General features: G+C 70.5%; 11 protein-coding genes. 6 read left to right on the forward strand and 5 right to left on the reverse strand.

Features of this window, described 5'->3' with window-relative positions:
• The first annotated feature begins 3 nt into the window (after window positions 1-3).
• The 4 genes from NON19_RS14225 to NON19_RS14240 all read left to right on the forward strand — a co-directional run bounded on the left by NON19_RS14225 (window position 4) and on the right by NON19_RS14240 (window position 5,230).
• Complete coding sequence (locus NON19_RS14225) at window positions 4-918, forward strand: 2-hydroxy-3-oxopropionate reductase (RefSeq protein ID WP_255927964.1); 915 nt, start codon at window positions 4-6, stop codon at window positions 916-918.
• A 48-nt stretch (window positions 919-966) separates the two neighbouring features.
• Entirely contained in the window at window positions 967-2,661 is a 1,695-nt protein-coding gene (gcl, locus tag NON19_RS14230) for a glyoxylate carboligase (RefSeq protein ID WP_255927965.1), read from the forward strand.
• Between the two features lie 143 nt (window positions 2,662-2,804).
• Window positions 2,805-4,259 carry a catalase gene (locus NON19_RS14235; protein ID WP_255927966.1) on the forward strand — a complete coding sequence of 485 codons (1,455 nt, stop codon included), beginning with the start codon at window positions 2,805-2,807 and terminating at the stop codon, window positions 4,257-4,259.
• Window positions 4,260-4,474: 215 nt separating this feature from the next.
• Window positions 4,475-5,230, forward strand: coding sequence for a hypothetical protein (locus tag NON19_RS14240; RefSeq protein WP_255927968.1), 756 nt, complete (start codon window positions 4,475-4,477; stop codon window positions 5,228-5,230).
• 58 nt (window positions 5,231-5,288) lie between these two features.
• Here the strand turns inward: NON19_RS14240 and NON19_RS14245 are convergent, their stop codons facing one another.
• The 5 genes from NON19_RS14245 to NON19_RS14265 form a co-directional block, all read right to left on the reverse strand.
• A complete protein-coding gene (locus tag NON19_RS14245; RefSeq protein ID WP_255927970.1) occupies window positions 5,289-5,630 on the reverse strand; it encodes a hypothetical protein in 342 nt (113 codons plus the stop codon).
• A gap of 174 nt (window positions 5,631-5,804) precedes the next feature.
• Window positions 5,805-6,716, reverse strand: a complete 912-nt coding sequence (locus tag NON19_RS14250) for a DUF6777 domain-containing protein (RefSeq protein ID WP_255927972.1) — start codon at window positions 6,714-6,716, stop codon at window positions 5,805-5,807.
• A gap of 325 nt (window positions 6,717-7,041) precedes the next feature.
• The gene (locus NON19_RS14255) at window positions 7,042-7,998 is read right to left on the reverse strand and encodes a serine/threonine-protein kinase (protein WP_255928074.1); all 957 of its coding nucleotides are present in this window, start codon (window positions 7,996-7,998) and stop codon (window positions 7,042-7,044) included.
• A gap of 78 nt (window positions 7,999-8,076) precedes the next feature.
• Complete coding sequence (locus tag NON19_RS14260; RefSeq protein ID WP_255927974.1) at window positions 8,077-8,622, reverse strand: SH3 domain-containing protein; 546 nt, start codon at window positions 8,620-8,622, stop codon at window positions 8,077-8,079.
• A 32-nt stretch (window positions 8,623-8,654) separates the two neighbouring features.
• Window positions 8,655-11,003: an FHA domain-containing protein gene (locus tag NON19_RS14265; RefSeq protein ID WP_255927976.1), complete on the reverse strand. Its 2,349-nt coding sequence runs from the start codon at window positions 11,001-11,003 to the stop codon at window positions 8,655-8,657.
• 377 nt (window positions 11,004-11,380) lie between these two features.
• Here NON19_RS14265 and NON19_RS14270 point away from each other — a divergent pair, with 377 nt between their 5' ends.
• Window positions 11,381-11,842 carry a hypothetical protein gene (locus NON19_RS14270; RefSeq protein WP_255927978.1) on the forward strand — a complete coding sequence of 154 codons (462 nt, stop codon included), beginning with the start codon at window positions 11,381-11,383 and terminating at the stop codon, window positions 11,840-11,842.
• Between the two features lie 676 nt (window positions 11,843-12,518).
• Complete coding sequence (locus tag NON19_RS33685) at window positions 12,519-12,836, forward strand: ArsR/SmtB family transcription factor (protein WP_372514129.1); 318 nt, start codon at window positions 12,519-12,521, stop codon at window positions 12,834-12,836.
• Window positions 12,837-13,062: the final 226 nt, after the last annotated feature.

The following is a 13,062-nucleotide window of genomic DNA, read 5'->3' on the forward strand; positions in this document are numbered from 1 at the left end:
CCAATGAGCAACCCACTCGCAGCTTCCCCCCGCCCGGCGATCGGATGGATCGGCCTGGGCATCATGGGCTCCCCCATGGCCGAGAACCTCATCAGGGCCGGGTACCAGGTCACCGGCTACACCCTGGAACAGGCCAAGCTGGACCGGCTCGCGGCGAACGGTGGCACCGCCGCCGCCTCGATCGCCGAGGCGGTCCAGGACGCCGACGTCATCATCACCATGGTCCCGGCCTCTCCCCAGGTGGAGGCGGTCGCCTACGGCGAGGACGGCATCCTGGCGAACGCACGGCCCGGCGCGCTGCTGATCGACATGTCCTCGATCACCCCACAGACCTCGATCGACCTGGCCAAGAACGCCAAGGAGAAGGGCATACGCGTGCTGGACGCCCCGGTCTCCGGCGGTGAGGCGGGCGCCATCGAGGCGGTGCTGTCCATCATGGTCGGCGGTGAGCAGGCGGACTTCGACCAGGCGAAGCCCATCTTCGAAGCGCTCGGCAAGACGATCGTGCTGTGCGGTCCGCACGGCGCCGGTCAGACCGTCAAGGCCGCCAACCAGCTCATCGTCGCCGTCAACATCCAGGCGTGCGCCGAGGCGGTGGTCTTCCTGGAGAAGTCGGGTGTGGACCTGGCCGCCGCACTGGACGTACTCAACGGTGGCCTGGCGGGCTCGACCGTACTGACCCGCAAGAAGGACAACTTCCTCAAGCGGGACTTCAAGCCGGGCTTCCGGATCGACCTGCACCACAAGGACATGGGCATCGTCACCGACGCCGCCCGCAACGTCGGCGCGGCCCTGCCGGTCGGCGCCGTCGTCGCCCAACTCGTCGCCTCCCTGCGCGCCCAGGGCGACGGCGGCCTGGACCACTCCGCGCTGCTGCGCTCCGTCGAGCGGCTGTCCGGCCAGAAGGTCGAGGGCTGACCCGTGGCCGCACAGAAACCGCGTTCAACCGGAAAGAAGATCCTTGCCATGCAGGCGGCCGTCCAGATCATGAAGGACGAGGGGGTCGATATCGCCTTCGGCTGCCCCGGCGCGGCGATCCTGCCGCTGTACAAGGCGATGGAAGTCGTCGGCGGCATCGATCACCTGACGGTGCGTCACGAAGAGGGCGCGACGCACATGGCGGACGGCTGGGCGCGCACCAACGGCAAGGTCGGCGTGGCGATCGCCACCTCGGGCCCCGGTGCCACCAATCTGGTCACCGGCCTGTACACCGCGCAGGCCGACTCCATCCCGATGGTGTGCATCACCGGCCAGGCGGTCTCCCCCAAGCTGCACCAGGAGGCCTTCCAGGCGGTCGACATCGTGGAGATCGCCCGACCGGTCACCAAGTGGGCGGTGCAGGTCAAGGAGGCGGCGCAGGTCCCATGGATCTTCCGGGAGGCGTTCCGCATCGCCCGCGAGGGCCGTCCGGGGCCGGTGCTGATCGACATCCCGCTGGACAAGGGCCAGCAGGAGATCTGGTACGACGCCGAGATCGACGCGCCGCTGCCGGTGAAGACCGTGGCACCACACGCGCCGCGCGTGGAGGCGGCGTTGGACCTGCTGCTGGCCGCCGAGCGGCCGCTGATCCTGGCGGGCGGCGGGGTGATCCTGTCCGAAGCCTGCGATGTGCTGCGGGAGTTGGTGGAGTACCTGCGGGTTCCGTTCCAGGTGACCTTGATGGGCAAGGGCGCCATCGAGGACGACCATGAGCTGAACCTGGGCACCACCGGCATCCAGACCTCCCAGAAGTACGCCAACGCGTCCTTCCTGGAGTCGGACTTCGTGCTCGCGGTCGGCGCCCGGTTCGGCGACCGGCACACCGGTGCCGACATCAGCACCTACAAGGGCGACCGCACGTTCGTCCATGTGGACATCGAACCGGGCCAGTTGGGCCGGGTGATCGAGCCGGACCTGGCGATCGTCTCGGACGCCCGGCTGTTCCTCGAAGCGCTGCTGGCCGCCGCCCGGCGCCGCGCCGTCAAGGCCGACGTGGCACCGTGGATCGAGCGCTGTCAGGAGCTGAAGCGCACCCTGCTGCGCAAGGAGGACTTCGACACCGCCCCGATCAAGGCTCCCAGGGTCTACAAGGAGATCAACGAGATCTTCGACGAGGACACCTACTTCGTCACCGCCATCGGCCTGTACCAGATCTGGGGCGGCCAGCACCAGAAGGCCCACCGGCCGCGGCACTACCAGGTCTGCGGGCAGGCGGGGCCACTGGGCTGGGAGATCCCGGCCGCGATCGGCGTCAAGAAGGCATTGCTGAGCGAGGGCCGGAGCAACGAGGTGGTCGGCATCGTCGGCGACTACGGCTTCCAGTACATGGTCGAGGAACTCGCGGTCGCCGCCCAGTACAACGTGCCCTACGTGCTGATCATGCTCAACAACGAGTACCTGGGCCTGATCCGACAGGCGTCGGTCGGGTACGACATGAACTACCAGGTCGACATCCACTACGACGAGTACGGCTCCGACAACGTCAAGATCATGGAGGCGTACGGCTGTTCAGGGCGACGGGTGTGGGAGCCGGGCGACATCCGGTCGACCATCGAGTGGGCCCGCAAGGAGGCCGCCGCCACGTCCCGTCCGGTGCTGGTCGAGATCATGATCGAGCGTGAGGCGAACACCCCGCACGGTCCGAACATCGACTCCGTCAAGGAGTTCGAGCCCGAGGCATAGGCCTCCCAAGTCCCCGCTCGGCGGCGCGCCGACCTGTCCTGTCGCGCCCAAGCGCGCCGCCGGGCGGCACCATTGACATTTTGTTGAAGCCGTTCGTAATGTCCCGGGACACCTGACCCACGGACCCCATCGGAAGGTCCCCCATGCCCAAGCCCACGCTTACCACCGAGTCCGGCGCCCCGGTCGCCGACAACCAGAACTCCGCCACCGCGGGCATCGGCGGCCCGCTGCTCCTGCAGGACCAGCACCTGCTGGAGAAGCTCGCCCGCTTCAACCGCGAGCGGATACCGGAGCGAGTGGTGCACGCCCGAGGCTCCGGCGCGCACGGCCACTTCGAAGTGACCGACGACGTCACCGAGTTCACCCGCGCGGCGTTCCTGTCCGAGGTCGGCAAGCGCACCGACATCTTCATCCGCTTCTCCACCGTGGCGGGCAACCTCGGCGCCGCCGACGCGGTGCGTGACCCGCGCGGGTTCGCCGTGAAGTTCTACACCGAGGAGGGCAACTACGACCTCGTCGGCAACAACACCCCGGTGTTCTTCATCAAGGACCCGATCAAGTTCCCCGACTTCATCCACTCGCAAAAGCGCGACCCGTTCACCGGCATCCAGGAGCCGGACAACGTCTGGGACTTCTGGGCGCACTCCCCCGAGGCTACGCACCAGATCACCTGGCTGTTCGGGGACCGCGGCATCCCGGCCTCGTACCGGCACATGAACGGCTACGGCTCGCACACCTACCAGTGGGTCAACGCGGCGGGCCAGGCGTTCTGGGTGAAGTACCACTTCAAGACCAACCAGGGCATCCGCTGTCTGTCCACCGAGCAGGCCGCCGAGTTGGCCGGAAAGGACCCGGACAGCCACCAGCGCGATCTGGTGCAGGCCATCGAACGCGGCGTCAAGCCCTCCTGGACGCTGTACGTGCAGATCATGCCGGTCGCCGAGGCGGCGGAGTACCGCTTCAACCCGTTCGACCTGACCAAGGTCTGGCCGCACTCCGACTACCCGCTGCAGCGGGTCGGCCGACTGGTGCTGGACCGCAACCCGGACAACGTGTTCGCCGAGGTCGAGCAGTCCGCGTTCTCGCCCAACAACTTCGTGCCCGGCATCGGCCCGTCCCCCGACAAGATGCTCCAGGGACGGCTGTTCGCCTACGCCGACGCGCACCGCTACCGGCTGGGCGTCAACCACACCCAACTGCCCGTCAACGCACCGAGGAACCCGGCGCTCAACTACGGCCGGGACGGCCTGATGGCGACCAACCCGCAGGGACGGTACGCCAAGAACTACGAGCCCAACTCCCACGACGGCCCGGTGCAGACCGGCCAGCCGCTGGCCGCCGCCCTCGCGGTCGCGGGCCACACCGGCACCCATCCGGCGCCCGAGCACACCAAGGACGACGACTTCTTCCAAGCCGGTGAGCTGTACCGGCTGATGTCCGCCGAGGAGAGGTCGCGGCTGGTGGCCAACATCGCCGGAAGCCTCTCCCAGGTCAGCCGCGACGACGTGATCGAGGCCAACCTCGCCCACTTCCACGCCGCCGACCCGGAGTACGGCAAGCGGGTCGAGGCCGCCGTGCGCGAACTGCGCGAGAGCTGATCGCCCGAGGGGTACCGGAAGGAGGGGCGCGCCAACTCGCCCGCACCGTCGGCCTCTTCTGAGGGGTGGAGGCCCGACGGTGCGGGCGTACCGCGTCCGCCCCGGACCTCGTACCGCCCTGGCGGCTGACACCTGACTTGCCGGGACCGCGAGCCCGGCCCCGGATATGGTGGTCACACGACCGCCCCCGGATCGGATCCGCCTGGAGCTCCGCAATGGCCGAAAGCGTGCCCGTCCGCTGCCCCGCCTGCCGCCGGGAACACGGCTTCACCCCGCCGACCTACCCGTGTCCGTGCGGCGCCCCGGTGACCATCCCGGTGCTGCGCGGTGGGGTGCCCACCCTGGTACGGCACCGGACCTGGAAGAACTCCTGGGTGACGCTGCGCTGCCCGTCGTGCGACCGGGAGGACGACTGGCCGCACCCCGAACTGGGCTGCTCCTGCGGCGCGGTGATCCGGCTGCCGGTCGACCAGGGTACGCGCGAACTGCCGCCCGGTGAGTCCGAGCACGCCGAGGCGCTCCAGCCCACCGGTCACCCGGGTGCGGCGACCACCAGCGCGCCGCAGCCGGTGCGGCGGCCACCGTTTCGGCCGGTGACCATCCGTACCGGCGGCGACGCGGTCACCGCGGCGGCGCAGTACCTGAAGTGGCTGGGCTTCGGCGACGTGGCCGTCGCCGCGGACCGCTCGGCCACCGGGGTCGACCTGCGCGGTGCCGGTGTGGTGGCGCAGGTCGATCCGGCCACCCGGCCGACACCGCTGCGGGACGTGGAGACGCTCTGGCTCAACTCGCTCAACGAGGACCGTGCCGGGGCGTTCTTCTCGTTGGCCGGTTACGCGCACGACGCCCGGCTGCGCGCCGACCAGTTGGAGATTCCGCTGTTCGTGATGGACCTGACCGGCACCCCGCAACCGGTCAATGACGCGGCCGACCAACTCATCCGCACCGCGCCCGGCGGCAGGCCGAAGTGACCGGCCCGGGGCGGCGGGCCGCTCCCCGCCGTCCCGGGCCGGTGTCTACCGCCGCCGGTCAGTCACCGGTGTTGGTGGCCCAGATCGGCGATCCCGACTTGTCGTAGACGACCGCGTTTCCGTCGTCCTGCACGGCCAGGTACGCGCCGTCGTTGCCATCGGTGCCGGACGCCCAGACCGGCTGGTCGGCCTCGTCGTACAGCACCACGTTGCCGTCGCCCTGCACCTTCAGGATGTTCCCGCGCGACCAGGCGTTCTCCGCCTGCCACGCGGGCTTGCCGTCCTTGTAGAGCACCAGGTTGCGGTCCTCCTGCAGGCGCAGCAGGGTCCGGCCGCTGCCCGAGGTCAGCGCTTCGTTCAGGGTGATCTGCGTGCCCGCGTGGAAGATGGCGTCGCTCATCGTTCCCCCCTTCGACTCGGCTTGCCCGGCGGCCCGTTCAGGCCGCCGTGGCACCGTATGCGGGCCGAACTCACCGCCAACAGACAGGAATCCGTCACCTCACCATGGACGGGTGCCAACGGCGCACTTCGGGCGCGGTGTTCCGCCGTGCGCGCCGGGGGCGCTCAGTCCAGGTCAGGAGGGCGGGGCGGCCGGTGGGCTCGTCGCTGGTGCGGTGGGGGTGGGGGGACCGCTGGTCGGCGCGGTGGAGGGCGGCGTCGACGGCGGCGAGGACACCGAGGGGGCTGTGGACGCCGACGGCGCCGGGGACGAGACGCTGGAGGCGCTGGGGGACGGCGTCGCGGAGCCGGACGGCTGGTTGGTCGGCGGTGGGACCGGCTGGTCCCTGCTTCCGCTGTCGCCGGTGAACCGTTCGAACCAGCTGCCGTTTTGGATGTCGATGACGGTGATCGCCGTCATGGGCCGAGGGGCCGCGGTGACCACGACGAGGTTCGACGGCTGATAGGAGGGCCAGGACTGGCCGGTGTACCGGGGATTGTCCGCCAGGACCGGCGGTGTCAGCGGATTGCCGCAGGCGCAACGCACCCGGGGCAGCCCGTGGTCGTCGACCAGGACGGCGGTGCCCGCCTGCAGGACCGACTGGAAGCTGGTGGCGGCTCCGTTCCGGTAGCCGTGGTTGGTCACCCGGGTGTCGGCCCGCAGCAGCACGGGGGTCAGGGAACGGATGTACGACGGCACGGCAGCGGCTTGGATGCCTTCCACCGCGGCCCACGCCCGCTCCTTGTCCCGGTCCGCGGTCAGATAGCGGACCAGCCGCGGGACGTCGCAGCTTGAGTTGTTCATCGAGCCGCCGTACAGCCCAGCGGTCGATCCTGACAGGGCGCGCAGGCCGTTCGCGGTGGGCGACGGCGTGGTGGCGGCCGGAGACGGGGTCGCGGCGGCGGCCTGGCCCGCCGACGGAGTGAACGGATCGGGGCCGGTCGACGCGGCGGGCTGAAGCAGCACCTCGTGCGCCGCCCCCAGCACACTGCTGAGCACCACGCCCACCACCACGGCCAGCACCGCGACACCGGCGGCCAGCCCCACCTTGCGCGGTGACCGCCACCACGGGCCGCCCGGTGGTGGCCCCGGGCGACCGGGGCCGCCACCGCCCGGCGGGGCGGGCGGCGGCCCGGGGGCACGAGGTCCGGACAGCGGGCCCGCGGGCGGCCCGGTCGGGGGTGCCGTCCGATCCGTCGGACGGAGGGTGCGAACTCACCGGCGCTTCCTTCCGCACGGGTCGACGTCTGTGTTCGGTATCCGCCCCTCCCGCATTGTGTGCCGGTGCCGCACACCCTCCGCAACTCGGCGCGGCCGTCCGGCCGGGGTGCTAAGCGGCCTCGGGGATGCCGGGCACGTCCCCCAGGGCCGCTTACCGCTCGCGTGGCGCGAACACCGGCATGGCCCACGCCGGGGGCCTGGGCGGCTGCGCCGCGGGTACCGCCGGGCCGTGGTCCACCTGGGTCGCGGGGTGCGGCGCGGCCCGCTTCCCCAGCCCGCCGCCCGCGTCCCGTAGCGCCGCCACGAACGCCAGACAGCTGCCGTAGCGGTCGTCCGGCGACTTGGCGAGCCCCTTCGCCAGCACGGCGTCCACCCCTGCGGGCAGGTCCGTTCGGTGTGAACTCAGCGGCGGCGCGGGCTCGTTGAGATGTGCCCACAGTTGGGCCAGGTCGTCATCGCGCCGGAAGGGCGGCGTACCGGCGAGCGCCTCGTACACCACGCACGCCAGGCTGTAGACGTCGCACCGCCCGTCCACCGGCCTGCCCGAGATCTGTTCGGGGGCCACGTAGTCGACGGTTCCGACGAACTGCCCGGTCGAGGTCAGCCCCGTCAGCGACAGCGACCTCTTCATCAGCCCGAAGTCGGCGAGGTACACATGCTCGGGATGGTCGGGGTCGATGCCCTCGGCCACCAGGATGTTGCCCGGCTTGACGTCCCGGTGGACCAGGCCGTGGGCGTGGGCGGCGTCGAGAGCCGAGGCCACCTGCGCGGCGATGCGCGCGGTGGTGTCGACGGAGAGCCTGCCCTGGCGGTCGAGCAGCGCCCGCAGATCCTCTCCGGGCACGTACCGCATGGCGATGTAGAGGACGCCGTCGGCCTCTCCGGCCTCGAAGACCGGGACGATGTGCGGATGGTCGAGCCCGGCGGCCAGCCGTGACTCACGGATGAACCGTTCCCGGAAGACCTCGTTGCGGGCGAGCCCGGGCGACAGGAGCTTGAGCGCCACCGTGCGGTCGAGACGCAGATCCCTGGCCCGGTAGACCGTCGCCATCCCACCGCGCCCGATCTCGGCCTCTATCCGGTACGCGGCGATCTCCCGCCCGGCCATCCCGGACGGGCGCTCCGCCGCCGTACCCCGGTCATCGGCCACGGCGGCACCTTGGCGCTCGGGTGCGGTCGGCGGGCATCACGGCCCGCCGCCTTGCTGGGTGGGCCGCCGCGACACGGTGGGGTCGCAGGCCGAGGGCTCCGCGGCGGCCGCGAAGGTCGCCAGAGCGGGTCCGTCGCAGTAGCACCAGCGGTCGTGTTCCGCGTCGAACAACCACACCTCGTCGCCGTCGACGAGCACCCCGACGCGCGCTCCCCTGGTGCCGGCCCGGAAGGCCGCGTCGTCCGTACGGCCCGCCATCAGCTCCTCCAGCGCCCGGCGGTAGTCGCCGACGACCTGCTCCACCCGCGCCAGCAGCGGACGCGGATCGCTGGTCCGGCCGAGCGGGATTCCGGCGGCGGGCGGTTCGTCCGGGACGGAGACCAGGGGGCGACCGTCCACCCACGCGGTCCACCCGTTGGAGCACTCGACCCGGCACCAGTCGCCCCTGCGGTCGATGACCCGTACCGGCAGCAGCGGATCGAGCCATGCCGACGGCCGCTCCTGGTCCCGGCCGGTCTCCGCCCAGGCCGGTACCGCGTGCCGCGGGGTGACGTGTGTCGGGCGGAACTCGCTTTCGTACATGACGGCGCTCCCGATGTTTCTCCGCCGCCGCGCTAGCCGCGCATGATGGCGGGTTCACGGCGGCGCAGCAGGGCGCGGACGACGAGCCCCGCCGCGGCCGACAGCACGACCAGCATGGCCACGTCCAGTGCCCAGGCACCGAGCGAGTGCCGGAACAGCGGATCCGCGGTCACGCTGCCGGGCACGATCCGGTGCAGGTCCACGGTCCCGGCCAGCGCGCCGAGCGCCCATCGGGCGGGGACGAGCCAGGAGAACTGGTTGAGGCCGGGCACTCCGTGGAGGGTGAGCAGGGCTCCGCAGAAGACGACCTGCACGATGGTGACCAGCACCAGGAGCGGCATGGTGACCTCCTCCTTGCGTACCAGCGCCGAGATCAGCAGGCCGACCATCATGGCGGTGAAGGACAGCAGCGCGACCGTGACGGTCATCTCGGCGAGCGGCGGCAGTCCCGCCGCACCGCCCTTGACCCCCAGCCGGACCCCGACCAGTCCGACCATGGTGAGCACCACGGCCTGGGCCACGGTCACCGCGCCCAACACGACGACCTTGGAGAGCAGGTACGCGGAGCGGGACAAGCCGACGGCCCGCTCCCGCCGGTAGATCACCCGCTCCTTGACCAGCTCGCGCACCGCGTTGGCCGCCCCGGTGAGGACGCCTCCGACACACAGCAGGAGCAGCGCGTTCATCGCCGTGTTCGGGGTCAGCCGGGCGCCAGCGAGGGCGCGGGCCATCGCACCCATCACGAAGGGCAGCACCACCATGATCGCCAGGAACGTGCGGTCGGCGCTGAGGACAGCGGTGTAGCGGCGGACCAGGGTGCGCAGTTGGCTGTTCCAGCTCTGCGGTTTGCGCGGTGCGGCGATCTCCCGCGCCGGGGCGGCGGCCGGACGGCGCACTTCCATGGCGTCGGTGATGTACTCGCGGCACAGCGGCGAAGCACGGTACCGCGCCGCCCAGTCGCGGCCGACATCGCCCTCGAACGCCTCGAAGGCCTCGGGCCATTGGGTGAAGCCGAAGAACGGGAGGGCGTCTTGTGGCGGTCCGTAGTACGCGATCCGGCCACCGGGGGCGAGCACCAGCAGCCGGTCGCAGACATCGAGGCTGAGCACGCTGTGGGTGACCACGATGACGGTGCGGCCGTCGTCGGCCAGGCCGCGCAGCATGTGCATGACGGAGCGGTCCATCCCCGGGTCCAGTCCCGAGGTCGGCTCGTCGAGAAAGAGCAGTGAGGGCTTGGTGAGCAGCTCCAGCGCCACGCTGACCCGTTTGCGCTGGCCGCCGGAGAGGCTGTGGATCGGCTGGTCGACCCGCTCCCGCAGGCCGAGGTCGGCCACCACCTCCGCCACCCGGCTGAGCCGCTCGGCCCTGCCGGTGTCTCCCGGGAAGCGCAACTCGGCGGCGTATCCGAGGGCGCGCCGGACGGACAACTGCACGTGCAGGATGTCCTCCTGCGGCACCAGGCCGATGCGCTGCCGCAGCTCCGCGTAGTCCCGGTACAGATCCCGGCCGTCGTACAGCACCGTTCCGCGGTCGGCGGGGCGCAGGCCGGTGAGGGCGCCCAGCAGCGTGGACTTGCCCGCACCGCTCGGGCCGACCACGGCCAGCAGGCACTTCTCGCCCACCGGGAACGAGACCTGGTCGAGGAGGGTCCTGCGGCCCCCGTCCACCGCCACCGTCAGCTCCTGGACGGTCAGCGAGACCTCCCCGGTGTCGACGAACTCCTGCAACTCGTCGCCCACCAGCCGGAACGCCGAGTGGCCGACGCCGACGATGTCTCCGGGCCGGACCGGGGCCCGCTGGACGCGCTGGCCGTTGAGGTACGTCCCGTTGTGGCTGCCCACGTCGACGATCTCGTGGCCGCCGCCCGGCAGGGCGCGCAACTCCGCGTGGGCGCGGGAGACCACGAGGTCGTCCACGACCAGGTCGTTTCCGGCGGCCCGGCCGATTCTGAGGGTCCTGACCGGTAGCGGCCGCACCGAGGTGGGCTGGCGGAACGCTCCGGTCGCGGAAGGGGTCTCGGCCGGGGCGGGGACGGCTGGCGCCGGGGGCGAGGGGGTACTGCTGAGCGTCGCCCGTGGCCCGTCGTCGGGATTGGCGAACCGCAGTACGCTCCCGGGCCCGACCGGCACCGGCCCCACCAACCGCGCCCGCTGACCGTCGGCGTAGGTTCCGTTGGTGCTGCCGGTGTCCTCCAGGGTCCAGCCGCGCTCGGCGGGCCGTAGGACGGCGTGGCGCCAGGAGACCCTGGGGTCGGTACAGACGATGTCGCTGAGCGGATCACGGCCCACGCTGTAGGACCTGCCCGGCCTCATGACCAGCGAGTCGCCTTCGCAGTCAACCAGCAACTCGGGCGGGGAGGGTGCGAACGACCGCCTACCCATGATCCGCATGCTACCGCCGCGCCCGCCCGACCGCCTCCGCTGCGGCCCTGCCCCTCCCTGCCCTCCCTGCCCATCCCTGGCCCTCCCTGGCCCGCGGGACGACGCTGCCGATGCGCGTCGCTGACCAGCAGATGCGCACGTCAGCCTCGCTCTCCAAGGTGTACCGCCGACGGGGTGGACGGGTCCGACACGCACCCCCCGCGCGGCGCCGCCGGACCGCGGCTGGATGACAGTGGAGATCGCGACCCGCCCAGCGGGCCGCGCGGGTTCCCGAACACATCCGATCCCTCAACACATCTGCGGTGAGACACGGTCCGCCCGCGACAGCAGCCGCCGTGCCCACCATCGACGAGCATCGAACCAGGAGAAGGCACACCATGACACGCAGAACCATCGCGCTCGTTGGGAGCGCGGCACTCACCCTCGCCGGAACCATGCTGTGCGGTGCCGCACCCGCACACGCCCAGGGCTCCACCGTGACCGCCATCGTTCAGGGCGGCCACATCACCGACGTTCAGGTCGACATGCCCAGCGTCCTGCAAGCGGCGGGATTCAATGTCACCCAGGGGTTCGCCCTCAAGGTGGGCGAGCGCATCGCTCTCAACGACTCGACCCTGGAAGAGGGGATCGGGCGTGGGCCCTTCGACCAGAACAACCCCATCGTTCACGTGCAGCCCCTGGTCCAGTTCGGCAGTGTCGCGAACGGCGCCGTGGGCAAGGTCGACCTGCGGGCGGTCGTGGCCGCGGCGGATGGCAGCATCGACGAAGCCAGCTACTCGGCAACCATGAACTGCCAGTTGGACGCCAGCGCCAACGGCACCTGCACCAGCTCCTCGTGAGCCCACCGCCGTACCTCGGCGGTCCGCAGGCCCGTGCACGCCGTCGGCGCCGCAGTGACCGGCTTCCCTGGTGACGCCGGAGCCCCGTCAATACTCCTGCAGAGTCCCCAACGAAGTCACGGCAATTGGGGATGGGTGCCCGGGAGATCTAACGCCTGGGCACCCGCAGACGGTGTGACGCCACATGCCATCGCCCTGGCCCCTTTGTGCGGAAGTCTCAGCTCCCGACTTCCGGGGGACGGTGCAAGGTGACGGTCGAGATCAGGCGACGGAGTGGTGGCGTTGTTGAACGCCAACAAGGCCAGACCCCACGGAGCATCCTTCTGCGGAAATTTGATCAACCAAACCGGAACAGTATCCGGCGGCTGGAATACCGGCGCACCTGAGGCAGTTGAGAACGCGGAGCTGTCAGCGACACGCGAACTGGCTTCCAGACGGATAGACGGCCCGTCTTGCGATTGCAGGCCGTCTTGCGATTGCAAGCACGACACGCCCAGGCAGACCGATAGTGGCATCAAGTAACCATCATCGTTCATGCTCGCAGTGAATTCGACCGACTCGCTGAGCGATCTGGCGGAGCAGCCGCCCGCATGCACCGGTCCCATGCGTACTCCTTCCGTCTGGCGGATCGGAGTCGCGGTAGTTCCGTTCTCTCTGGGGAAGGAAAGCCGCCGGAATGGAAGCTGATCGACTAACCCTCGTGTTCGGCGCGCTCGCAGACCCTACTCGGCGAGCGCTTCTGGTACAGCTGAGAAAAGCGGATGCGACGGTCAAAGAACTCACCGCCCCGTTCAAGATGTCGCAGCCCGCGATCTCACGGCACCTCAAAGTGCTGGAGGGCGCTGGTCTCATCTCACGGGCCCGCAGGGCAACCACCCGACCCAGTCGGCTGGAGGTAGAGCCACTGCGTGACGCCTTTTCGTGGCTGGCAGAGGTAGCACGGGAGAACAGGGGCGTTTCACGCCCCGACAAGAACGCTGAATTCAAAAGGTAACGCGCCCGTCAGTATCCCAACGGGCCTTCGTCCATCGAGTGAACAGAGGACTTGGGCACGACGGTCACAGGTGCCCCTGCGGACAGCGGAAGGTCCTCATTACTTCCGCCGTCCGGGAAGAACCGTCGTGCCCACTCCTTGGCCTGGCTGCGCGCTGCTGGGAAGCGGGAGGTGCTAGTCCTCCTCGCCCCCGCCTTCGCCCCTGCCTTCGCCCCCGCGCTGGATC

It is taken from the genome of Streptantibioticus rubrisoli (assembly GCF_024436055.1).
GTDB lineage: Bacteria > Actinomycetota > Actinomycetes > Streptomycetales > Streptomycetaceae > Streptantibioticus_A > Streptantibioticus_A rubrisoli.

Coding starts and splice junctions, on each gene's coding strand:
- NON19_RS14245 (WP_255927970.1), bottom strand. CDS start 5,630: ATGAGCGACGCCATCTTCCACGCGGGCACGCAGATCACCCTGAACGAA.
- NON19_RS14255 (WP_255928074.1), bottom strand. CDS start 7,998: ATGGCCGGGCGGGAGATCGCCGCGTACCGGATAGAGGCCGAGATCGGG.
- NON19_RS14240 (WP_255927968.1), top strand. CDS start 4,475: ATGGCCGAAAGCGTGCCCGTCCGCTGCCCCGCCTGCCGCCGGGAACAC.
- NON19_RS14235 (WP_255927966.1), top strand. CDS start 2,805: ATGCCCAAGCCCACGCTTACCACCGAGTCCGGCGCCCCGGTCGCCGAC.
- NON19_RS14265 (WP_255927976.1), bottom strand. CDS start 11,003: ATGGGTAGGCGGTCGTTCGCACCCTCCCCGCCCGAGTTGCTGGTTGAC.
- gcl (WP_255927965.1), top strand. CDS start 967: ATGCAGGCGGCCGTCCAGATCATGAAGGACGAGGGGGTCGATATCGCC.
- NON19_RS33685 (WP_372514129.1), top strand. CDS start 12,519: ATGGAAGCTGATCGACTAACCCTCGTGTTCGGCGCGCTCGCAGACCCT.
- NON19_RS14260 (WP_255927974.1), bottom strand. CDS start 8,622: ATGTACGAAAGCGAGTTCCGCCCGACACACGTCACCCCGCGGCACGCG.
- NON19_RS14225 (WP_255927964.1), top strand. CDS start 4: ATGAGCAACCCACTCGCAGCTTCCCCCCGCCCGGCGATCGGATGGATC.
- NON19_RS14270 (WP_255927978.1), top strand. CDS start 11,381: ATGACACGCAGAACCATCGCGCTCGTTGGGAGCGCGGCACTCACCCTC.